5 protein-coding genes and 1 pseudogene are annotated in these 24,582 nt (G+C 75.3%); all 6 read left to right on the top strand.

The window, feature by feature from the left end; all coding sequences use genetic code 11:
* Positions 1–212 precede the first annotated feature (212 nt).
* Positions 213–5,084 (top strand): annotated as a pseudogene (locus ACFC1F_RS08190) (type I polyketide synthase); the annotation flags it as partial.
* 28 nt (positions 5,085–5,112) lie between these two features.
* Positions 5,113–15,801 (top strand): type I polyketide synthase, encoded by a 10,689-nt coding sequence (locus tag ACFC1F_RS08185; RefSeq protein ID WP_376156566.1) that lies wholly within the window; start codon positions 5,113–5,115, stop codon positions 15,799–15,801.
* 7 nt (positions 15,802–15,808) lie between these two features.
* Positions 15,809–21,994, top strand: a complete 6,186-nt coding sequence (locus tag ACFC1F_RS08180) for a type I polyketide synthase (protein ID WP_376156511.1) — start codon at positions 15,809–15,811, stop codon at positions 21,992–21,994.
* A 191-nt stretch (positions 21,995–22,185) separates the two neighbouring features.
* Positions 22,186–23,136 carry a proline iminopeptidase-family hydrolase gene (locus tag ACFC1F_RS08175; RefSeq protein ID WP_209413538.1) on the top strand — a complete coding sequence of 317 codons (951 nt, stop codon included), beginning with the start codon at positions 22,186–22,188 and terminating at the stop codon, positions 23,134–23,136.
* Positions 23,133–24,338 carry a cytochrome P450 gene (locus ACFC1F_RS08170; protein ID WP_376156509.1) on the top strand — a complete coding sequence of 402 codons (1,206 nt, stop codon included), beginning with the start codon at positions 23,133–23,135 and terminating at the stop codon, positions 24,336–24,338. Before ACFC1F_RS08175 ends, ACFC1F_RS08170 begins: the two co-directional genes overlap by 4 nt.
* Positions 24,335–24,577, top strand: coding sequence for a ferredoxin (locus ACFC1F_RS08165; RefSeq protein WP_307853212.1), 243 nt, complete (start codon positions 24,335–24,337; stop codon positions 24,575–24,577). Before ACFC1F_RS08170 ends, ACFC1F_RS08165 begins: the two co-directional genes overlap by 4 nt.
* Positions 24,578–24,582 lie beyond the last annotated feature (5 nt).

The raw sequence follows: 24,582 nt of genomic DNA, 5'->3' as shown, positions 1-24,582 counted from the left end.
CTGGTTCTGTTGTTTATAAGCCACCGCCTCTACAACGCGCTGGGCATGGGCTGCCGGGCACCACCACCCCCCCGGGGGCCCCCGCCCCCCACCCGGCGGCCGGGGACCCGGTCCGCCGCCCGCACGCCGGGACCCGGCCCGGGCCCCGGCCCCTCCCGTTCGCCCCTCCCGACCCCTCCCAGAAGGCTGAGACAGCGATGGCGCACGACGACAAGCTCCGCGAGTACCTCAGGCGGGCGACGGCAGACCTCCAGGAGACCCGTCGCCGGCTGCGGGAGGCGGAGGACGCCCGGCACGAACCCATAGCGATCATCGGCATGAGCGGCCGCTACCCCGGCGGGGTGACCACCCCCGAGGACCTCTGGCAGCTGGTGTCCGACGGCGCCGACGTGGTGTCCGACTTCCCCACCGACCGCGGCTGGAACACCGAGGCGGTGTACGACCCGGAGCCGGGCAAGCCGGGCCGGACGTACGTCCGCCGCGGCGGCTTCCTGCACGACGCCGCCGAGTTCGACGCCGGCTTCTTCGGGCTCAGCCCGCGCGAGGCGCCGGAGGCCGACCCGCAGCAGCGGCTGCTGCTGGAGGTGTCCTGGGAGGCGCTCGAACGGGCCGGCATCGACCCGCAGACGCTGCGCGGCAGCCGGACGGGCGTCTTCGCCGGGCTGATGCACCACGACTACCCGCGCAGCACCACGGCGGGCAGCATCGTCTCCGGCATCGTCTCCTACACCTTCGGGCTGGAGGGGCCCGCCGTCACCACGGACACCGCCTGCTCGTCCTCGCTGGTGGCGCTGCACCTGGCCTGCCAGTCGCTGCGCGCCGGGGACTCCTCGCTCGCCCTCGCCGGCGGCGTCTGCGTGATGGCGACCCCGCAGCTGTTCATCGAGTTCAGCCGGCAGCGGGCGCTCTCCCCGGACGGCCGCTGCCGGTCCTTCGCCGCCGACGCCGACGGCGCGGGCTGGTCGGAGGGCGCGGGGATGCTCGTCCTGGAGCGGCTCTCGGACGCGCGCCGCAACGGCCACCCCGTCCTCGCGGTGGTGCGCGGCTCCGCGGTGAACCAGGACGGCGCCAGCAACGGCCTGATGGCGCCCAACGGGCCCGCGCAGCAGCGGGTGATCCGGGCCGCGCTGAAGAACGCCGGGCTGGTCGCCGCCGACGTGGACGCGGTGGAGGCGCACGGCACCGGCACGACGCTGGGCGACCCGATCGAGGCGCAGGCGCTGCTCGCCACCTACGGCCAGGACCGGCCGGAGGACCGGCCGCTCTGGCTCGGCTCGATCAAGTCGAACATGGGGCACCCGCAGGCCGCGGCCGGTGTCGCGGGCGTGATGAAGATGGTCCTCGCGCTCCAGCACGAGACCCTGCCGCGAACCATCCACGCCGGGGAGCCGACCCCGCACGTCGACTGGTCGGCCGGCCGGGTGCAGCTGCTGAACGACGAGGTGCCGTGGCCGAGGGGCGAGCGGCCCCGGCGGTTCGGCATCTCCTCCTTCGGGATCAGCGGGACCAACGCGCACGCCATCATCGAGGAGTCCCTCCCCGACGCCGAGGACGCCGCCGACGAGCCGCGGCCCGCCCCCGCGCCGTACCTGGCCTGGCCGGTCTCCGCCCGGGGCGAGGACGCGCTGCGGGCCCAGGCCGCGCGGCTGCACGCCGACCTGCTCGACCGCGCCGGCCTGGACGCCGCCGACGTCGCGTACTCCCTGGCCACCACCCGCTCGCTGTTCGAGAACCGGGCCGTGGCGGCAGGTGCGGACCGCGGCGAGCTCCTCGCCGCGCTGGAGCGGATCGCCACCGGCGAGGACGCGGGCGGCGCGGTGCGCGGCGGCGGCCGGACGGCCTTCCTCTTCACCGGCCAGGGGGCCCAGCGCCCCGGCATGGGCCGCGAGGCGTACGAGGCCTTCCCCGTCTTCGCGGAGGCCTTCGACGCGGTCTGCGCCGAGCTGGACACCCGACTGCCCAGACCCCTGCGCGAGGTGGTGTTCGCCCCCGAGGGCTCGCCCGAGGCCGCGCTGCTCGACCGCACGGTCTTCACCCAGGCGGCGCTCTTCGCGACCGAGGTCGCCCTCTACCGGCTGGTCGAGTCCTTCGGGGTCCGCCCCGACGTGCTCATCGGCCACTCGGTGGGCGAGATCGCCGCGGCCCACGTCGCCGGGGTGCTCTCGACGGCCGACGCGGCGGCCCTGGTCGCCGCCCGCGGCCGGCTGATGGAGGCCCTGCCCGAGGGCGGTGCGATGACCGCCGTCCAGGCCGCCGAGCAGGACGTGCTGCCGCTGCTGGAGGGCCGCGCGGAGCGGCTCGGCATCGCGGCGGTCAACGGGCCGTCCGCCGTCGTCCTCTCCGGCGACGAGGACGCCGTCGCCGAGGTCGCCGGCCTGCTGGCCGACCGCGGCGCCCGCACCCGCCGGCTGCGGGTCAGCCACGCCTTCCACTCCCCGCGGATGGACGGCATGCTGGCCGACTTCGCCGCGGTGCTGGCCGGGCTGACCTTCCGTGAGCCCGCCGTGCCCGTCGTCTCCAACGTGACCGGCGCGCTCGCCGAGGGCGAGGACCTGCGCACCCCCGACTACTGGCTGCGCCACGTCCGCGGCACCGTCCGCTTCCACGACGGGCTGCGCGCGCTGGCCGCCCTGGGCGTCTCCACCTGCCTGGAGATCGGCCCCGGCGCCACCCTCACCGCGATGGCGGGCGAGACCCTCGACGAGGACGTCCTCACCGTCCCGCTGCTGCGCGCCGGGACCCCCGAGCCGCGCGCCCTGACCGCCGCGCTCACCGCCCTGCACCTGCGCGGCGTCGACGTGGACTGGGCCGCGCCGCTCGCCGGCACCGGGCGGCGCCGGGTCGGCCTGCCCACCTACCCGTTCCAGCGCCGGCGCTACTGGGCCGAGCCCGAGGACGGCGCCGACGGCGCCCGCCCGGGCCCGGGGGCGGGCGACGGCGCCTTCTGGTCCGCCGTCGAGCACCGGGACCTCGACCACCTCGCCACCGTCCTCGACGCGGACGGCGACAGCCGCTCCTCCCTGGAGACGCTGCTGCCGCTGCTCGCCGACTGGCGCACCCGCAGCGTCGAGCACGCCACCGTCGAGGGCTGGCGCTACCGGATCGGCTGGCGGCCCCACACCGGCGCCGCCGGTGGCGCGCTCACCGGCGGCTGGCTGCTCGTCCTGCCCGCCGAGGGCGTGGACGAGGAGTGGGCCGGCGCCGTCGCGCGGACCCTTGAGGCGCGTGGCGCCCGGCTCCTGACGCTGCGCGTCGCCGGGGCCGGCGCCGACCGGGAGGCGCTGACCGCGCAGCTCACCGGGGTACTCGCCGGTGCGGCGCCGCTGAACGGCGTGGTGTCGCTGCTCGGCCAGGACGCGGAGCCGGACGCCGGCGCCCCCGCCGCCCCGCGCGGCCTCACCACCACCGTGGCGCTCGTCCAGGCCCTCGCCGACCTGGACACGGCCGCGCCGGTGTGGAGCGTGACGCGCGGCGCCGTCGCGGCGGGCCGCTCCGAGCAGCTGCCGAACCCCGGGCAGGCCCTGGTCTGGGGCCTCGGCCGGGTCGTCGCCCTGGAGAACCCCGGCCTCTGGGGCGGTCTGGTCGACCTCCCCGCCACCGGGGCCCCCGACGCCGCGCTGCTGGCCCGCCTCGCCGACGTCCTCGCCGACCCGGCGGGCGAGGACCAGCTCGCGGTACGGGCCTCCGGCACCTTCGTCCGCCGCCTGGAGCGGGCCACCGCCGACACCAGCCCGCCGCGCGTCGCCTGGCGGCCCACCGGCACGGTGCTCGTGACCGGCGGCACCGGCGCCGTCGGCGCGCACGTCGCCCGCTGGCTGGCCCGGGCCGGTGCCGAGCACCTGCTGCTCACCAGCCGGCGCGGCATCGAGGCCCCCGGCGCCGGCGAGCTCGCCCAGGAGCTCACCCGCATGGGTGCCCGCGTCACGGTGGCCGCCTGCGACGCCGCCGACCGCGACTCGCTCGCCGTGCTGCTGAAGGAGCTGCCCGCCGACGCCCCGCTGACCGCCGTCATGCACGCGGCCGGCGTGCTCGACGACGGGACGGTCGGCTCGCTCACCCCGGAGCGGATCGCCGGGGTGCTGCGGCCCAAGATCGAGGCCGCCCGCAACCTGCACGACCTCACGCGGGACCTCGACCTGACCGCCTTCGTGTCGTTCTCCTCGATCGCCGGCCTGCTCGGCGGCGCCGGCCAGGCCTCGTACGCCGCGGCCAACGCCTACCTCGACGCGCTGGCGGAGCACCGCAGGGCGCAGGGCCTGCTGGCGGCCTCCGTCGCCTGGGGCCCGTGGGGCGGCGGCGGCATGGCCACCCAGGAGGAGATCCAGGAGCGCGCCTGGTGGCGCGGCTTGACCGAGCTGGACCCGGAGCTCGCCGTGAACGCCCTGCACGAGGTGCTGGAGCGCGGCGAGGCCGTCATCGGCGTGGTCGACGCCGACTGGGCGGAACTGGCACCCGCCTTCACCGCCGGCCGGCCCAGCCCGCTGATCGGCGCGCTGCCCGAGGTCAAGGCCGCGACGGCCGGTCCGGCGGGCGGCCCGGCGGCGGGCGGCCCGGCCGACGCCTCCGCGCTGGCCCGCGAGCTGGCCGCGCTCACCGGTGGCGAGCAGCGCAGCACCATCCTCGGGCTGGTCCGCGGCCAGGTGGCCACGGTGCTCGGCCACGACGGCCCCGACGCCGTCCAACCGGGCCGCGCCTTCAAGGACATGGGATTCGACTCGCTGACCGCCGTCGAGTTCCGCAACCGGATGAACGCGGCCACCGGGCTGAAGCTCCCGGCGACGCTGCTCTTCGACTACGCCAACCCCACCACCCTGGCCGAGCACCTGCACGGCGAGCTGGCACCGGCGGGCAGCGGCGGCGGAGCCGGCGTCGCGGCGGAACTCGACCGGCTGGAGGCCGTGGTGGCCTCCCTCGCCCCGGAGGAGATCGAGCGGACGCAGGTCCTCTCCCGCCTCCAGGCCCTGGTGGCCCGGGTGAACGAGGCCCAGGGCACCCGAGGGGCCGGCACGGTCGCGGACCAGCTGGAGGACGCCTCGGCCGACGAACTCTTCGACTTCATCGACAAAGAACTCGGGATCGCGTGACCAGGTTCCTGGACTCTTTCTCAACAGAATTGGTGAGGCCCTGATGGGGAACGAAAAGAAGCTGCTCGACTACCTCAAGCGGACGACCGCCGACCTCGCCCAGACGCGGGAGCGGCTGCGCGACATCGAGGCGGAGCCGATCGCGATCGTGGGGATGGCCTGCCGCTTCCCGGGTGACACGCGTTCCCCGGAAGACCTCTGGGACCTGGTCCTCAACGAGACGGACGCCATCGGCGGGTTCCCCCAGGACCGTGGCTGGGACGTCGGCGGCATGTACGACGCGGACGCCGAGCAGGCGGCCAGCGGTTACACCCGAAGCGGCGGCTTCCTGCACGGTGCCGCCCGGTTCGACGCCGAGTTCTTCGGCATCAGCCCGCGTGAGGCCATTGCCATGGACCCGCAGCAGCGGCTGCTGCTGGAGGCGTCCTGGGAGGCGTTCGAGCGGGCCGGGATCTCGCCGGACTCGCTCAAGGGCGGCCCGGTCGGTGTTTACGTCGGGACCAACGGCCAGTCCTACTTCGGCATGAAGCTGCCGGAGGAGTCGGCGGCCTACATGACCACCGGGACCAACGGCGCGGTGCTGTCCGGCCGGGTCTCCTACGCGTTCGGCTTCGAGGGGCCGGCGGTGTCGGTGGACACCGCGTGCTCGTCCTCGCTGGTCGCGCTGCACCTGGCCGTGCAGGCGCTGCGCCGGGGCGAGTGCTCGATCGCCCTGGCCGGCGGTGTCACCGTGATGGCGACCCCCGACCCGTTCATCGCCTTCGGCAAGGCGCGCGGGCTGGCGGCCGACGGCCGCTGCAAGGCGTTCGCCGACGCCGCCGACGGCACCGGCTGGAGCGAGGGCGCCGGCGTCCTGCTGGTGGAGCGGCTCTCGGTCGCCCGCCGCAACGGCCACCCCGTCCTCGCGGTGGTGCGGGGCTCCGCGGTCAACCAGGACGGTGCGAGCAACGGCATCACCGCGCCGAACGGCCCGTCGCAGCAGCGGGTGATCCGGGCGGCGCTGGCCAACGCGGGCCTGTCCACGGCGGACGTGGACGTGGTGGAGGCGCACGGCACGGGCACCACGCTGGGCGACCCGATCGAGGCGCAGGCGCTGCTGGCCACCTACGGCCAGGGCCGTACCGCCGAACAGCCGCTCCGGCTGGGCTCGGTGAAGTCGAACCTGGGCCACACCCAGGCCGCCGCCGGCGTCGCCGGGATCATCAAGATGGTGCAGGCGCTGCGCCACGAGGTGCTGCCGAGGACCCTGCACGTCGACACCCCGTCCACGCACGTCGACTGGTCGGCCGGGCACGTGGAGCTGCTGCTGGCCCGCACCCCCTGGGAGCGCGGCGAGCGGCCGCGCCGGGCGGGTGTCTCCTCCTTCGGTCTGAGCGGCACCAATGCGCACGTGATCATCGAGGAGGCCCCGGCGGCGGAGGACGTCGTCGAGGAGCCGGGTGCGGGCTGGCCGTCGGGTGTGCCGGTGCCGTGGGTGGTGTCGGGCCGCACGGAGGCCGCGCTGCGGGCGCAGGCCGAGCGCCTGCGGGAGTTCGCGGCGGCCGGTTCGGCGTCGGTGCTGGACACCGGGTTCTCGCTGGCGTCCTCGCGGGCGGTGTTCGACCGCCGGGCGGTGGTGCTGGGCTCGGACCTGGAGGAGCTGACGGCCGCCCTGGAGGGCGTGCAGGCCGGGCGCCGGCTGGAGGGCAAGACGGCGTTCCTGTTCACCGGCCAGGGTGCGCAGCGCGTCGGCATGGGGCGTGAACTCGCCGAGGTGTTCCCGGTGTTCGCGTCCGCGCTGGACGAGGTGTGTGCGTTGCTGGACGCCGAGCTGGGTGTTTCGCTGCGTGGGGTGATCGCAGGTAGCGGCGGGTCGCTGGACGACACGGTGTACACGCAGTCGGCGCTGTTCGCCGTCGAGGTGGCGCTGTACCGCCTGGTCGAGTCGCTCGGGGTGCGGGCGGACTTCCTGGCCGGGCACTCGGTCGGTGAGATCGCGGCCGCGCACGTGGCCGGGGTGCTGTCGCTGGCCGACGCGTGCAAGCTGGTCGCCGCGCGTGGCCGGTTGATGCAGGCGCTGCCGGCCGGCGGTGTGATGGTCGCCGTCCGGGCGTCCGAGGCCGAGGTGCTGCCGCTGCTGAAGGGCCACGAGGCCGAGGCGGGCATCGCGGCGGTCAACGGTCCTTCCTCGGTGGTGGTTTCGGGTGCCGAGGCGGCGGTGCGCGAGGTCGTGGCGAAGCTGGAGGCGGCGGGTACCGGCGTCAAGCAGCTCACGGTGTCGCACGCGTTCCACTCGCCGTTGATGGAGCCGATGCTGGAGGACTTCCGTACGGTCGTCACCGGTCTGGAGTTCGCCGAGCCCAGGCTGGCGGTCGTCTCCAACGTGACCGGCCGGATCGCGGCCGGGGAGGAGCTGCGCGACCCGGAGTACTGGGTGCGTCACGTCCGCCAGGCGGTGCGTTTCGCCGACGGCGTCCGCGCCCTCGAGGAGGCGGGCGTGACCCGGTTCCTGGAGCTGGGCCCGGACGGTGTGCTGACCGGCATGGCCCAGGCCTGCCTGGCCAAGGCCGACGACGCCCTGCTCGTGCCCGCCCTGCGCAAGGGCCGCGACGAGGTCCCGGCCCTGCTGGCCGCCCTCGCCGCCGTGTTCGAGGCCGGCGCGGACGTCGACTGGACGGCGCTGTTCACCGGCACCGGCGCCCACCGCGTCGACCTGCCCACCTACGCCTTCCAGCACGAGCACTACTGGCTCAGCGCCACGCAGGACACGGGCGACGTGTCGGCGTTCGGGCTCGTCGCCACCGAGCACCCGCTGCTCGGTGCGGCCGTCGAACTGCCCGACTCCGGCGGCACCGTGCTGAGCGGCCGGCTCTCCCTCGACACCCACGGCTGGCTGGCCGACCACGTGGTGTCCGGCTCCGTCGTGGTCCCGGGCACGGCACTGATCGAGATGGTGCTCCGCGCGGGCCGGCAGGCCGGCTGCGACCGGGTGGAGGAGCTGGTCCTCGAAGCGCCGCTGGTGCTCGCGGAGCGCGGCGCCGTCCAGGTGCTCGTCCTGCTCGCAGCGGCGGGCGACGGCGGCGTCCGGAACGTGCGGATCTACTCCCGCGACGCCGACGCCGACACCGAGACGGCCTGGACCGGCCACGCCACCGGCGTCCTCGCCCCCGGCCGGGGCACCGCCGCCTTCGACTTCGCGGCGTGGCCGCCCAAGGGCGCCGAGCCGGTCGCGATCGACTCCGTCTACGACGACTTCGCCGCCGGCGGCCTGGCCTACGGGCCGCTGTTCCGGGGGCTGACGGCCGCCTGGAGCCGCGACGGCGAGGTGTTCGCCGAGGTCGTCCTCCCGGACGGCGCGCAGGCCGACGCCGAACTGTTCGCCCTCCACCCGGCCGCCTTCGACGCGGCCCTGCACGCGGTGAGCGTCTCCGACGCGGTCTCGGAGGGCGGCCTGCCGTTCGCCTGGTCCGAGGTCGAGGTGTTCGCGACCGGTGCGACGCACCTGCGGGTCCGGGTCCGGCAGGTGCCGGGCCGGGACGCGGCGGCCCTGGATCTCGCGGACGCCACCGGCAGCCCCGTCGCCTCGGTCGGTTCGCTCGCCGTCCGGCCGGTCTCGGCCGCGCAGATCAAGGCCGCGGCGGCCGCGCACCACGACTCGCTCTTCCGGGTCTCCTGGACGCCCGTCACGGGCGGCGCCGCCCGGGGCACCTGGGCGGTGTCGGGGACGGACGCGGCGGACTGGGCCGGGCGCCTCGGCGTCGTCCCGGTGTCGGACGGCGAGCAGGCCGACCAGGTACTGCTCCCGGCCGGCTGGACCGTCGCATCCGACGAGGACCCGGTGGGCGCCGTGCACGCCGAGACGGAGCGGGTGCTCGCCGCCGTCCAGGCCAGGCTCGCCGAGGCCGGGGCGGAGGGGTCGCGGCTGGTCGTGGTGGTCCCCGGGGCCGGTGCGTCCAACGGTGTCCTCCCGCTGGTCGGGGCCGCCGTCAGCGGGATGATCCGCTCGGCCCAGGCGGAGAACCCGGGCCGGATCGTCCTCGTCGAGCTCGACGAGGACGCCGCGTCGGCCCGTGCCCTGCCGGCCGCGGTGGCCGCCGGGGAGGACCACCTGGCGATCCGCGGCGGCGAGGTCACCACCGCCCGGCTCGCCCGCGTCGCCGTCCCCGCGGTCTCCTCCGGGGAGTCCGCCGAGGGCTCCACCGGGACGGCCGGGCAGGGCTGGGACACGACGGGCACCGTGCTGCTCACGGGCGCGACCGGCGGGCTCGGCGCCCTTCTCGCCCGCCACCTCGTCACCGAGCACGGCGTCCGGCACCTGCTGCTGGTCAGCCGGCGCGGCGCCGCCGCCCCCGGGGCGGAGGAGCTGCGCGCGTCCCTGACCGAGGCCGGCGCCGAGAGCGTCACCGTCGAGGCCTGCGACGTCTCGGACCGGGACGCCCTGGCGGCGCTGCTCGCCACCGTCCCGGCCGACCGGCCGCTGCGCGCGGTCGTGCACGCGGCCGGTTTCCTGGACGACGCCACCATCGCGTCGCTGACCCCCGAGCGGCTGCACGCCGTGCTCCGCCCCAAGGTCGACGCCGCCTGGCACCTCCACGAGCTGACCGCCGGACTCGGCCTGACCGCGTTCGTCCTCTTCTCCTCGGCCGCCGGTGTCCTCGGCGTCCCCGGCCAGGGCAACTACGCGGCGGCCAACGCCTTCCTGGACGCGCTCGCCGGGCGGCGCGCCGCGGCCGGTCTGCCCGCCACCTCGCTCGCCTGGGGCCCCTGGGCCGAGGGCGGCGGCATGGTCGGCACCCTGAGCGAGGCCGACCGCGCCCGCATGGCGCGCGGCGGCATCGTGCCGCTCGGCGCGGAGGAGGGCCTCGCGCTCTTCGACGCCGCCCGCGCGACCGGCGAGGCCGCGCTCACCCCGATCCGGATCGACACGGCGGCCCTGCGCGCCCAGGGCGAGGACCTCGACGCGCTGTTCCGCGGTGTCGTCCCGGTGGCCCGGCGCACGGCCGCACGCGGTGGGCCGGCGGGCGGCGCCGACACCCTCGCCGGCCGGCTCGCCGGCCTCGACCGGGAGGAGCGCGAGCGCCTGCTGCTCCAGGTCGTCCGGGCCCAGGTCGCGGGCGTGCTCGGCCACAGCTCGCCGGACGCGATCGAACCCGAGCGCGCGTTCAGCGAGTTGGGCTTCGACTCGCTCTCCGCCGTCGAGCTGCGCAACGGGCTCAACACCGCCACCGGCCTCCGGCTCCCGGCGACCCTGGTGTTCGACTACCCGTCGTCCTCGGCGCTCGCGGGGCACCTCTACGAGTCGCTGGTCGGCTCGGCCGACGACGCCGCGGACCAGCGGTCCGCCGTCGCGACCGCCGTCTCGTCCGACGACCCGATCGTCATCGTCGGCATGTCCGCCCGCTACCCCGGCGGCGTCACCACGCCCGACGAGCTCTGGGACCTGGTCGTGGAGGGCCGGGAGGCGGTCTCCGAGTTCCCCGAGGACCGTGGCTGGGACACCGGGCGCCTGCACGACCCGACGCGGGAGCGCCCCGACACCACCTACGTCAACCAGGGCGGGTTCCTGCACGACGCGGCGGAGTTCGACGCGGCCTTCTTCCGGGTCAGCCCGAACGAGGCGCTGGCCCTCGACCCGCAGCAGCGGCTGCTGCTGGAGGCGTCCTGGGAGGCGATCGAGCGGGCGGGCATCGACCCGGCCTCGCTCAAGGGCAGCCGGACCGGCGTCTTCACCGGCGTGATGTACCACGACTACCCGACCAGCCACGCGATGGGCAGTGCGGTCTCCGGCCGGGTCTCCTACACCTTCGGCCTTGAGGGCCCGGCGGTGTCGGTCGACACCGCGTGCTCGTCCTCGCTGGTCGCGCTGCACTGGGCGATCCAGGCCCTCCAGCGGAACGAGTGCGAACTCGCCCTGGTCGGCGGCGTGGCGGTGATGGCGACGCCCGAGGTGTTCGTGGAGTTCAGCCGCCAGCGGGGCCTGGCCCCGGACGGCCGGATCAAGGCCTTCTCGGAGGAGGCCGACGGCACGGCCTGGGGCGAGGGCGCCGGCGTGCTCCTGGTGGAGCGGCTGTCGGACGCGCGCCGGCTCGGGCACGAGGTGCTGGCCGTGGTCCGCGGTTCGGCGATCAACCAGGACGGTGCGAGCAACGGCATCACCGCGCCGAACGGCCCGTCGCAGCAGCGGGTGATCCGGGCGGCGCTGGCCAACGCGGGCCTGTCCACGGCGGACGTGGACGTGGTGGAGGCGCACGGCACGGGCACCACGCTGGGCGACCCGATCGAGGCGCAGGCGCTGATCGCCACCTACGGCCAGGACCGGCCGGAGGGCCGGCCGCTCTGGCTCGGGTCCATCAAGTCGAACCTGGGCCACACCCAGGCCGCCGCCGGCGTCGCGGCGATCATCAAGATGGTGCAGGCGATGCGCCACGAGGTGATGCCGAAGACCCTGCACGCCGACACCCCGTCCACGCACGTGGACTGGGAGGCGGGCGACGTCGAGCTGTTGGCCGAGTCCCGGCCGTGGGAGAAGACGGACGGCGTGCTCCGCCGGGCCGGCATCTCCTCGTTCGGCATCTCCGGCACCAATGCGCACGTGATCCTGGAGGAGGCCCCGGCGGCGGAGGACGTCGTCGAGGAGCCGGGTGCGGGCTGGCCGTCGGGTGTGCCGGTGCCGTGGGTGGTGTCGGGCCGCACGGAGGCCGCGCTGCGGGCGCAGGCCGAGCGCCTGCGGGAGTTCGCGGCGGCCGGTTCGGCGTCGGTGCTGGACACCGGGTTCTCGCTGGCGTCCTCGCGGGCGGTGTTCGACCGCCGGGCGGTGGTGCTGGGCTCGGACCTGGAGGAGCTGACGGCCGCCCTGGAGGGGGTGCAGGCCGGGCGCCGGCTGGAGGGAAAGACGGCGTTCCTGTTCACCGGCCAGGGTGCGCAGCGCGTCGGTATGGGTCGTGAACTTGCCGAGGTGTTCCCGGTGTTCGCGTCCGCGCTGGACGAGGTGTGTGCGTTGCTGGACGCCGAGTTGGGTGTTTCGCTGCGCGGGGTGATCGCGGGCGAGGGTGGTTCGCTGGACGACACGGTCTACACCCAGTCGGCGTTGTTCGCCGTCGAGGTGGCGCTGTTCCGCCTGGTGGAGTCGCTGGGTGTGCGGGCGGACTTCCTGGCCGGGCACTCGGTGGGTGAGATTGCGGCCGCGCACGTGGCCGGGGTGTTGTCGCTGGCGGACGCGTGCACGTTGGTGGCGGCGCGTGGTCGGTTGATGCAGGCGCTGCCGGCCGGTGGTGTGATGGTCGCGGTCCGGGCGTCCGAGGCCGATGTGCTGCCGCTGCTGAAGGGCCACGAGGCCGAGGCTGGCATCGCGGCGGTCAACGGTCCTTCCTCGGTGGTGGTTTCGGGTGCCGAGGCGGCGGTTCGCAAGATCGTGGAGAAGCTGGAGGCGGCGGGTACCGGCGTCAAGCAGCTCACGGTGTCGCACGCGTTCCACTCGCCGTTGATGGAGCCGATGCTGGAGGAGTTCCGGGCGGTCGTCACCGGTCTGGAGTTCGCCGAGCCCAGGCTGGCGGTCGTCTCCAACGTGACCGGCCGGATCGCGGCCGGCGAGGAGCTGCGCGACCCGGAGTACTGGGTGCGCCACGTCCGCCAGGCGGTGCGGTTCGCCGACGGCGTCCGCGCCCTCGAGGAGGCGGGCGTGACCCGGTTCCTGGAGCTGGGCCCGGACGGTGTGCTGACCGGCATGGCCCAGGCCTGCCTGGCCGAGGCCGACGGCGCCCTGCTGGTGCCGGCCCTGCGCAAGGGCCGTGACGAGGTCCCGGTCCTGCTGGCGGCCCTCGCCGCGGTGTTCGAGGCCGGCGCGGACGTCGACTGGACGGCCGTCTTCCAGGGAACCGGCGCCCACCGCGTCGACCTGCCCACCTACGCCTTCCAGCGCGAGCACTACTGGCTGGACGCCGGCCCGGTCGCCGCCGGATTCGTCTCCCCGGAGCACCCCTTCCTGGTCTCCTCGGTCGAACTGGCCGGGGACGAGGGCGGGTTGTTCACCGGCCGGCTCTCCGTCCAGACCACGCCGTGGCTGGCCGACCACGCCTTCGGCGGGGCGACGCTCTTCCCCGGCACGGGCTTCGTCGACCTGGCCCTGCACGCCGGCGACCGCGTCGGCTGCGGGCGCGTCGCCGACCTGGTGCTGGAGGCGCCGCTGGTCCTGCCGGAGAAGGGCGCGGCCGACATCCAACTGTCGGTCGCCGGCCCGGACGCGGACGGCTCGCGCCGCTTCACCGTGCACGCGCGCCAGGTGGGTGCGCCGGCCGAGGTGCCGTGGACGCGGCACGCGACGGGCGCCCTCGCGGCGGCGGCCACCCGGCCGTCGTTCGACCTGGCGGCGTGGCCCCCGGCCAGCGCCGAGCCGATCGAACTGGCCGGCATGTACGAGACGTTCGCGGACGGCGGGCTGCTCTACGGCCCGGCGTTCCAGGGCCTGACGGCCGCCTGGCGGCACGGGGACGACGTCCTGGCCGAGGTGGCGCTGCCGCAGGAGCCGACGGCGGGCGCGGACGGGTTCGGTCTGCACCCGGCCGCACTCGACGCGGCCCTGCACGCGATCGGACTGGCGCGGGAGTCGGAGCGGGCGGAGCTGCCGTTCGCCTGGTCCGACGTGGAGCTGTTCGCCACCGGGGCGACCCTGCTGCGGGTGCGGCTGCGCCCGGTGGCCGGCCAGGGCGCGGTGGCCCTCGACGTCGCCGACGCCCAGGGACTGCCGGTGGCCTCGGTCGGCTCGCTGGCCCTGCGGCCGGTGTCCGCCGGCGAGGTCGGCACGGGGGCGTTCCACGACTCCCTCTACCGGGTCGCCTGGACCCCCGCCCCGGCCGGCACCGTCCGGCGGACGGGCACCTGGGCGCTGCTGGCCGACCGGCCGGACGAGCTGGCGGGCCGCCTGGACGCCGTCCCCGCGAAGGAGGCGGCCGCCGCGGTCGGCGCCGATGTGGTGCTGCTGCCGGCGGGCGCGCTGGCCGCCGGTCCGGACGCCCCGGCCACGGCCTCGCCGGAGGCCGTGCGCGCCGAGACGCACCGCGTCCTGGAGGTGCTCCAGGAGTGGCTCGCGGACGAGCGCTTCGCCGCCGCCAAGCTGGTCGTCCTGACCGGCGGCGCGGCGGGCCCGACCGAGGGCGACGGCCCGGGGGCCGACCCCTCGGGCGCGGCCGTCGGCGGTCTGGTGCGCTCCGCCCAGGCGGAGAACCCCGGCCGGATCGTCCTGGTCGACGTGGACGGCGACGAGGCGTCGCTGCGGGCGCTGCCCGCCGTGCTCGCCTCCGGTGAGGAGCAGGCCGCCGTCCGGGCCGGCACCGCCCTGGTGCCGCGCCTGGTCCGGGTGGCCGAGGAGCCGGCCGGTACGGAGCCGCAGTCACCGTGGGACGGCGAGGGCACCGTCCTGATCACCGGGGCGACCGGCGGGCTGGGGCCCGTCTTCGCCCGTCACCTGGTGGCCGAGCACGGCGTCCGGCACCTGCTGCTGCTCAGCCGCCGGGGCGCGGACGCGCCGTCCGCGCCGGAGCTGCGGCGCGAGCTGGAGGCGCTGGGCGCCGAGTCGGTCCGCTTCGCGGCCGCCGACGTCGCCGACCGGGCCGCCCTGGCCGGGGCGCTCGACGGCATCCCCGCCGGGCACCCGCTCACCGCGGTGGTGCACGCGGCCGGTGTGCTGGACGACGCGACCGTCGCCTCCCTCACCCCGGAGCGACTGGACGCCGTCCTGCGCCCCAAGGCGGACGCGGCCTGGCACCTGCACGAGCTGACCCGGGACCTCGGCCTGAAGGCCTTCGTCCTGTTCTCGTCGGTCGGCGGGGTCCTCGGCGGCCCCGGCCAGGGCAACTACGCCGCCGCCAACGCCTTCCTGGACGCCCTCGCCCAGCACCGGGCCGCGGCCGGACTCCCCGCCACCTCGCTCGCCTGGGGCCTCTGGGGCACCGGCGGCATGGGCGGCGGCCTCTCCGACGCCGACGTTCGGCGCGCCGCCCGCTCCGGCGTCGCGGCGCTGACCGAGGAGCAGGGCACGCGGCTCTTCGACGCGGCGCTCGGGACCGGCCTGCCGGCCCTCGTCCCGGTGGCCCTGGACCTCAGGACGCTCGGCCGCGCGGGCGCCGACCAGTTGCCGTCCCTGTTCCAGGGGCTGGTGCGCCCGGCCGTCGCCCGGCGCACGGCGGGGACCACCGCCTCCGGTGCCGACGCCCTGCGGGGCCGGCTCGCCGCGGCCTCGTCCGACGACGAGCGCGAGGCGGTCCTCGTCGAGCTGGTGCGCGGTCAGGCCGCGCTGGTGCTCGGCCACAAGGACACGGACTCGATCGAGGTCGAGCGCGCCTTCGGCGAGCTGGGCTTCGACTCGCTGACGTCGGTGGAGTTCCGCAACCGCATGGGGGAGGAGACCGGTCTGCGGCTGCCCGCCGGCCTGATCTTCGACTACCCGAGCATCCGGGTCCTCGCCCGGCACCTGCGGGAGCAGCTCGCCCCGCAGACTCCGGTGGCCGCCGCCGACGGGCTGCCCGCCGACCCGGAGGCACGGGTGCGGCTCGCCCTCCAGTCGATCCCGCTGGCACGGCTGCGGGAGACCGGGCTGATGGAGAGCCTGCTCGAACTGGCCGGGCTCGGCGAGCCCGCCGGTGACGCGGCGGAGGACCGGGGCGGCGACGCCGAGGACATTGACGACATGGACGCCGAGAGCCTCATCTCGATGGCGCTCAACGACACGACGCGGGAGGCGTGAGGCCGACATGGGCCAGAACGATTCGAAGCTGGTCGAGGCACTGCGGTCCTCGCTGAAGGAGACCGAGCGCCTGCGGGAGCAGAACCGCAAGCTCGTGACGGCCACGCGTGAGCCGATCGCGATCGTCGGCATGGCCTGCCGCTTCCCCGGCGGCGCGGCCGGCCCGGACGAGCTCTGGGAGTTCGTCCGGGACGGCCGGGACGGCATCAGCCGCTTCCCCGCCGACCGCGGCTGGGACCTCGAACGGCTCCACGACCCGCAGAGCGAGCGGGCCAACACCAGCTACAGCGACCAGGGCGGCTTCCTGCACGACGCGGGGGAGTTCGACGCCAGGTTCTTCGGCATCGGCCTGCGCGAGGTGGCCGGCCTGGACCCGCAGCAGCGGCTGATGCTGGAGACCTCCTGGGAGGCGATGGAGCACGCCCGGATCCGTCCGGCCACGCTCCAGGGCACCCGGACGGGCGTCTTCACCGGCGTGATGTACCACGACTACCCGAACAGCTTCGGCAGCGGGAACATCGTCTCCGGCCGGGTCGCCTACGCCTTCGGCCTGGAGGGGCCGGCGGTGTCGGTGGACACCGCGTGCTCGTCCTCGCTGGTCGCCCTGCACCTGGCCGTGCAGGCGCTGCGCCGGGGCGAGTGCGACCTCGCGCTGGCCGGCGGTGTCACCGTGATGGCGACCCCGGGCACCTTCGTGGAGTTCAGCCGCCAGCGCGGGCTGGCACCCGACGGGCGCTGCAAGGCGTTCGCCGAGGCGGCGGACGGCACCGGCTTCGCCGAGGGCGTCGGCGTGCTCCTGGTGGAGCGCCTCTCGGACGCCCGGCGCAACGGCCACCGCATCCTGGCGGTGGTACGGGGTTCGGCGGTGAACCAGGACGGTGCGAGCAACGGCCTGACGGCGCCGAACGGCCCCTCGCAGCAGCGGGTGATCCGGGCGGCGCTGGCCGACGCCGCGGTGGCGCCGGCCGACGTCGACGTGGTGGAGGCGCACGGGACGGGTACGACGCTGGGCGACCCGATCGAGGCGGACGCCCTGCTCGCGACGTACGGCCAGGACCGGCCGGAGGGCAGCCCGCTCTGGCTGGGCTCGGTGAAGTCGAACCTGGGGCACACGCAGGCCGCGGCGGGCGTCGCCGGGGTCATCAAGATGGTCCAGGCGCTGCGGCACGAGGTGCTGCCGAGGACGCTGCACGTGGACGCGCCGTCCTCGCACGTGGACTGGACGGCGGGCGACGTCGAGCTGCTGACGCGGGAACAGCCGTGGGAGCGGAAGGACGGTGCGCCGCGCCGGGCCGGCGTCTCCTCGTTCGGCATCAGCGGGACCAACGCGCACGTGATCCTGGAGGAGGCGCCGGCGGCCGAGGAGGCCGCCGAGGAGCCGGGTGCGGGCTGGCCGTCGGGCGTGCCGGTGCCGTTCGCGCTCTCCGGCCGCACGGAGGAGGCCCTGCGGGCCCAGGCGGACCGCCTGCACGCGTTCGTCGCCGCCGACGCCCCCCGCCTGCCGGACGTCGGCCTCTCGCTGGCGTCCTCGCGGACGGTGTTCGACCGGCGCGCGGTGGTGCTGGGTTCGACGCGCGAGGAGCTGCTGGCCGCCCTGGCCGCGGTGGCCGAGGGCGGCTCCCCGGAGCTGCGGAGCGGCCGCACGGCGTTCCTGTTCACCGGGCAGGGTTCGCAGCGCGTCGGCATGGGGCGTGAACTGGCCGGGGCCTTCCCGGTGTTCGCGTCCGCGCTGGACGAGGTGTGCGCGCTGCTGGACGCCGAGCTCGGCGTCTCGCTGCGCGAGGTGATCGACGGCGACGGCGGTTCGCTGGACGACACGGTCTACACGCAGACGGCGCTGTTCGCCGTCGAGGTGGCGCTGTACCGCCTGGTCGAGTCGCTCGGTGTCCGGGCGGACTTCCTGGCCGGCCACTCGGTCGGCGAGGTCGCCGCCGCGCACGTCGCCGGGGTGCTGTCGCTGGCCGACGCCTGCAAGCTGGTCGCCGCGCGCGGCCGGCTGATGCAGGCGCTGCCGGCCGGCGGCGTGATGGTCGCCGTCCGCGCCTCCGAGGCCGAGGTGCTCCCGCTGCTGGAGGGCCGGGAGGCCGAGATCGGCATCGGGGCCGTCAACGGCCCCGACTCCGTCATGATCTCGGGTGCCGGGAAGGCGGTCCGGGAGGTGGTGGAGCGGCTGGAGGCGAAGGGTGTCGCCGTCAGGCAGCTGCCCGTCTCGCACGCCTTCCACTCGCCGCTGATGGAGCCGATGCTGGAGGACTTCCGGGCCGTGGTCCGGAGCCTCTCCTTCGCTGAGCCCAGGGCCGCCGTGGTCTCCAACGTCACCGGCCGGATCGCCGCCGGCGAGGAGCTGTGCGACCCGGACTACTGGGTGCGCCACGTCCGCCAGGCCGTCCGCTTCGCCGACAGCATCCGGGCGTTGGAGGAGGCCGGCGTCACCCGCTACCTGGAGCTCGGCCCCGACGGAATCCTGTCCGGCATGGCCCCCGCCTGCCTGGACAGGCCCGGCGACGCCCTGATCGTGCCCGCCCTGCGCAAGGGCCGCGACGAGGCCCCGGTCCTGCTGGCCGCCCTCGCCGCCCTGTTCGAGGCCGGCGTGGACGTCGACTGGACGGCCCTCTTCGACGGCACCGGCGCCCGCCGCACCGACCTGCCGACCTACGCCTTCCAGCACGAGCGCTTCTGGCTCGACGCGGCGGCCGACCTGAGCGACGCGGCCGCGTTCGGACAGGTCGATGCCGGGCACCCGTTCCTGCGGGCCGGCGTCGAACTCCCCGACTCCGACGGGCTGGTCCTGACCGGGCGGATCGGGCTGGACACCCACCGCTGGCTCGCCGACCACACGGTCGCGGGCACGGTCCTGCTGCCGGGGGCGGCCATGGCCGACCTGGTGCTCAGGGCGGGCCGGCAGGTCGGCTGCGAGCGGATCCGGGACCTGACCCTGACCGCCCCGCTGGTGCTGCCCGAGAGCGGCGCCGTCGTGCTCCAGGTGGTGCTCACCGGCGCGGACGAGGACGGCGAGCGCGAGGCCCGGGTGTACGCACGGGCCGGCGACGCGGAGGACGGTACCGAGTGGACGCGGCACGCCACCGGTGTGGTGGCGGCGGCCCACGGCGCGCCGGCCGCCGACGGCGCCGCGTGGCCGCCGCCGGGCGCGCAGCCCGCCGACGTGGCGCAGCTGTACGCGGACCTGGCGGAGAGCGGTCTGGTCTACGGGCCGGTCTTCCAGGGGCTGCGCGCCGCCTGGACGCTGGCCGACGAGGTGTTCGCCGAGGTCGTCCTGCCGGACGGCGCGCAGGCCGACGCCGAGTCCTTCTCCCTGCACCCGGCCGCCTTCGACGCGGCCCTGCACGCGGTGGGCCTGTCCCCGGCCGTGGGCGACGGCGGCCTGCCGTTCGCCTGGTCCGACGTCGAGGTCTTCGCGACCGGCGCGACCGCCCTTCGGGTGCGGGTCCGGGCGGCGGACGAGCCGGGCGCCGTGACGCTCGACCTGGCCGACGGCGAGGGCCGCCCGGTGGCCTCGATCGGCTCCCTGGCCGTGCGCCCGGTGCCGGCCGGCGGGCTGAGGCCGTCCGGCACCGGCGACGCGCTGTTCCAGCTGGACTGGCTGGTCGTCCCCACGCCCAAGTCCGTTGCCGGTACGGCGGGCTGGGCCGTGCTGGGCGGCGACGTGCCCGCGCTCGGGGCCGGCACGCCGGTGCATCCGGACTTCGACGCGCTGGCCGCTTCGCTGGACGCGGGTGACGCCGTTCCCGAGGTGGTCGTCCTGCGGCAGCCGCCGGCGGCCGGCGCGGGCACCGCGGAGCACGCGCACGCGACGGCCCGGTACACCCTGGAGGTCCTCCGGCGCTGGGTCGTGGACCCGCGCCTCGACGCCTCCCGCCTGCTGGTCCTCACCGAGGGCGCGGTGGCGGTCTCCGCCGACGAGGCCGTGCCGGGGCTCGCCGAGACCCCGGTCTGGGGCCTGCTGCGCTCCGTGCACCAGGAGTACCCGGGCCGCTTCACCACGGTCGACGCCGAGATCGCCGGGACCGCGCCGCGCCTGCTGGCGGCCGCGGTGGCCCTGGACGAGCCCGAGCTCGCGGTCCGCGCAGGCCGGCTGCTGGCCCCCCGCCTGCGCCGGGCGTCGCAGATCGACGCGGACGGCGGGACGCCCGTGTTCGACCCCGAGGGCACCGTGCTGATCACCGGCGGCACCGGCGGGCTCGGCCGGGTCGTCGCCCGGCACCTGGTGACGGCGCACGGCGTGCGGCACCTGCTGCTGGTCAGCCGCCGCGGCGAACACGCCTCGGGCGCCGTGGAGTTCCGCGACGAGCTGCTCGAGGCGGGCGCCGCGGGCGTCACCCTCGCCGCCTGCGACGTCGCCGACCGTTCGGCCCTGGCCGGGCTGCTCGCCGCGGTGCCGGCCGCGCACCCGCTGACCGCCGTGGTGCACTCGGCCGGCGTGCTGGAGGACGGCACCATCGCCACGCTGTCCCCCGAGCGGCTGGAGCGGGTGATGCGTCCGAAGGTGGACGCCGCCGTGGCCCTGGACGAGCTGACCCGGGACGCCGGCCTGGCCGCGTTCGTCCTGTTCTCCTCGCTGGCCGGCACCATGGGCAGCGCGGGGCAGGCCAACTACGCCGCGGCCAACGCCTTCCTGGACGCCCTTGCGCAGCGGCGCAGGGCCGCCGGCCTGGCCGCCGTCTCGCTCGGCTGGGGCCTGTGGAGCGCGACCCTCGGCATGGCCGAGTCGATCAGCGAGGCCGACCGGCAGCGCCTCGCGGCCTCGGGCATCCTGCCGCTCTCCACCGACGAGAGCCTGGAGCTCTTCGACGCGGCGCTGCGCGCCGACCGGGCCGCACTGATGCCGGTGCGGCTCGACACGGCGCCGATCAGGGCCATGGCGTCCGTGATCGACGTGCCGGCGGTGCTGCGCGAGCTGGTGCGGGTGCCGGTGCGCCGGTCCCAGGGGGCGGGCGCCACGGGCGGTCTGCCGGCCGACTTCGCCGCTCTGGACGCCGCCGAGCAGGAGCGGATCCTGCTGGGCGTCGTGCTGAGCCGCACGGCCGTCGTCCTCGGCTACGCCTCGGCGGACGAGGTGGAGCCGGAGCGGGACTTCCTGGAGGCCGGCGTGGACTCGCTGTCCGCGACGGAGATCCGCAACGTGGTGAACAAGGCGACCGGTGCGGACCTGACCACCAGCGCCCTGTTCGACCACCGCAACCCGGTGGCGCTCGCCGCCCACCTGCGCGAGCGGCTGGCCGCCGTCGGAGAGCGGGCCGCGCGGCCCGGCCCGGCCGCGGCGGCCGCGGAGAGCCCGGGGGAGGACCCGGAGTCCTTCCGCGGCCTGTTCCGCCAGGCGGTCCTCAACGAGAACCTGCCGGGCGGCATCCGGCTGCTGAAGGCGGCCGGGCACATCCGGCCCTGGTTCCACTCGCTGGCCGACCTGGAGAAGGCGGCCGCCGAGGGCGGTCAGGGCCCGGCGCTCCCCGAGCCGGTGCGGCTGGCGCGCGGGACGCAGGGCCCGGCGCTGGTCTGCCTGCCGTCGCCGATGGCGATGGGCGGCGCCCAGCAGTACGCCAGGTTCGCGGCGGGCTTCCGCGACGTGCGGGACGTGGTCGCCCTGCCCGTGATCGGCTTCCACGCCGACGACCGGCTGCCGGCGACCGCGGCGGCGGCCGTGGAGGCCTTCGCCGCGCAGATCCTCCAGGCGGCCGACGGGCAGCCGTTCGTGATCGTCGGCTACTCGTCCGGCGGGCAGTTCGCGCACGCCGCGGCGGAACACCTGGAGGCCGCGGGGACCCCCGCGGCCGGGGTGGTGCTCCTCGACTCCTACCTGCCGAACACCGGCGACGACGACAACCAGTCGCACGGGTTCTGGGGGCAGATGATGGTCGGCATGTTCGACCGGGAGGACGACTTCGGGGGGTTCAACGTGACCCGCCTGGGCGCCATGGGCCGCTACGTCGAACTGATCGGCGGTCTGCGGCCCGCCGAGATGAAGACCCCGGTGCTGTTCGTACGGCCCACGGAGTCCTTCGTGGCCGTACCCAAGGCCGGTGAGGAGGAGTGGCGGGCGGTCTGGCCGACCACGCACACCCTCACCGAGATTCCGGGTACGCACTTCACCATCATCGAGGCCTATGCGGCGGACGCTGCCGCGGTCGTCGAGGACTGGGTGTCGGTGACGTGCCGTCAGTTTGCGTCCGGCCGTTGAGGAATTGCCGGGCTCTGGGGTTCGTAGGGGCTGCTTAGGGGTCTGTCCGGGGAAGGCGGCTCGTATAGCGTGCGTCCACAGGACACAGGTCCCGTGACGCCGTCAGTACGGGCACGTCCTCCCCGGTGGACCCAGGCAGTTCAGCCCGGAGGTGGGTAATTTCGCCGGACAAATCGGAGAGGAATACAACGATGTCTAGACCGCCGAGTGCCAAGGGTGTTGTTTCCTTCGGGAAATACAAGACCTGGTACCGCGTGACCGGGGACCTGACTTCCGGCAGGCCCCCGGTGGTGGTACTGCACGGGGGCCCCGGCAGTACCCATGATTACCTGCTGGCGCTCACCGAACTCGCCGACGCCGGCTGGCCGGTCATCCATTACGACCAGATCGGCAATGGCGGTTCCACCCATCTCCCTGACCGGGGGAAGGACTTCTGGACCGTCCAGCTCTTCAAGGACGAACTGGACAACCTGCTCAACACGTTGAACGTGGCGGACGACTACATCCTGTTCGGCCAGTCCTGGGGCGGCATCCTCGGTGCCTCCCACGCGGCCGAGCAGCCGGCCGGCCTGCGGGGGCTGGTCATCGCCAACTCGCCCGCCTCCTACGTCCTGTGGCTCCAGGAGATGGAGGTGCTGCGGGCCGCCCTGCCCGCGGACATCCAGGAGACGCTGCGCCACCACGAGGCGGCCGGCACGACGGACAACGAGGAGTACTTCGCGGCGATGCGGGTCTTCTACGACCGCCACGTCTGCCGGGTCGTGCCCTGGCCACGGGACTTCGTCGCCTCCTTCATGGAGATCTACGACGACCCGACCGTCTACTACACCATGAACGGGCCCAACGAGTTCCACGTGGTGGGGACGCTCAAGGACTGGTCCGTCGAGGACGAGCTGGACCGCATCAAGGTGCCGACCCTGCTGGTCACGGGTCGGCACGACGAGGCCACGCCGGCCACGGTGCAGCCGTACTTCGACCGGATCCCCGAGGTCCGCTGGGAGATCCTGGAGGACTCCAGCCACCTCCCCCACCTGGAGGAGCCCGAGCGGTTCAAGGAGATCCTGCTCGGCTACCTCGAAGGACTGCTCCCCGGCGCCGGGCTGCCCCCCGGCGACGAGATACCACCCGGAGGTCGTGGATGACGGCGAGCACATCACGGGTACACGCGTACCCGTTCAGTCCTGCCCGTGCCCTTGAGCTCGACCCCGCCTACGCGCAGTTGCGCGCCGAGGAGTCGCTGAGCCGGGTGCGGATGCCGTTCGGCGAGCCCGGCTGGCTCGTCACCCGGGCCGCGGACGTGCGACTGGTGATGAGCGACCCCCGGTTCAGCCGGGAGCTCGCGAACGCCGGCGACCCGCCCCGGCTGCGCGAGGTCGACGTCTCGGGCACCGGTCTGCTCGGCATGGACCCGCCCGACCACGCCCGCGTCCGCAAGATCATGGCGAAGGTGTTCACCGCCCGCCGGGTCGAGACGATGCGGGAGGCGACCCAGCAGACCGTCGACGGGCTGCTCGACGACCTGGTCGCCGGCTCCGGGGACCGCGTCTTCGACGTGGTCGAGTCGCTGGCCTTCCAGATCCCCTCGGCGGTCATCGGCAAGCTGATGGGCCTGGAGGACAAGGACCAGCAGAACATCAAGGAGTGGTCCCAGGCCATCATGTCCACGGCCGAGGGCAGCGAGGACTCCGTCCGCGAGGGCTTCGAGGCGCTGTTCGGGTACGTCGCCGAGCTGGTGGCGACCCGCCGGGCCAACCCCACCGACGACCTGGTCGGCATCATGGTCGACGCCCGGGACGAGGGGCAGCGCCTCAGCGAGGAGGAACTCGCCACCCACATCGTCGGGTTGATCACCACCGGCGCCGAGACCACCTCCTCGCAGATCCCGAACTTCCTGTACGCGATCCTCACCCACCCCGACCAGCTCGCCCTGCTGCGCGAGGACCCGGCGCTGGTGCCGCGGGCGGTCGAGGAGCTGCTGCGCTGGATCCCGTTCAACTCCGCCGCGCTCTTCCCCCGTTGCGCGAGGGAGGACGTGGAGCTGCGGGGCACGACGGTCCGCGCGGGCGAGTACCTGCTGCCGTCGCTGTCGGCGGCCAACCGCGACCCGGCGGTCTTCGCCGACCCGGAGCGGCTGGACATCACCCGTGAGCACAACCCGCACATCGCCTTCGGGCACGGCGCGCACCACTGCGTGGGCGCCCAACTCGCCCGGCTGGAGCTTCAGGTGATGCTCGGCACGATGGTGCGGCGCTTCCCGGAGCTGGCCCTGGCCGACGATCCGGAGAGCGTCCCCTGGAAGCAGGGCCTGGTGCGCGGCCCGCTCGGTCTGCGGGTGACCTGGTGAGCGAACTGCCCGGAACACGCTGGAACATCACCGTCGACACGGTCGCCTGCATCGGCTCGTCGATGTGTGTGGCCGCGGCGCCGCGTCACTTCGTCATGAACGAAGCCGACAAGGCCGTCGCGCTGGCCGGCACGGTCGGCCCCGACCAGGCGGTGCTCGACGCGGCCGAGACCTGTCCGGCCCTCGCCATCACGGTCACCGACGCAGAGACCGGCCGTCAACTGGCCCCAGAGGCCTGAGAGGT

Source organism: Kitasatospora sp. NPDC056181 (assembly GCF_042266225.1).
Classification (GTDB): Bacteria; Actinomycetota; Actinomycetes; order Streptomycetales; family Streptomycetaceae; genus Kitasatospora.
Note: the sequence above shows the minus strand (reverse complement) of the source record. Positions and strands in the feature narration are given on the sequence as shown.

Coding starts and splice junctions, on each gene's coding strand:
- ACFC1F_RS08180 (WP_376156511.1), top strand. CDS start 15,809: ATGGGCCAGAACGATTCGAAGCTGGTCGAGGCACTGCGGTCCTCGCTG.
- ACFC1F_RS08175 (WP_209413538.1), top strand. CDS start 22,186: ATGTCTAGACCGCCGAGTGCCAAGGGTGTTGTTTCCTTCGGGAAATAC.
- ACFC1F_RS08170 (WP_376156509.1), top strand. CDS start 23,133: ATGACGGCGAGCACATCACGGGTACACGCGTACCCGTTCAGTCCTGCC.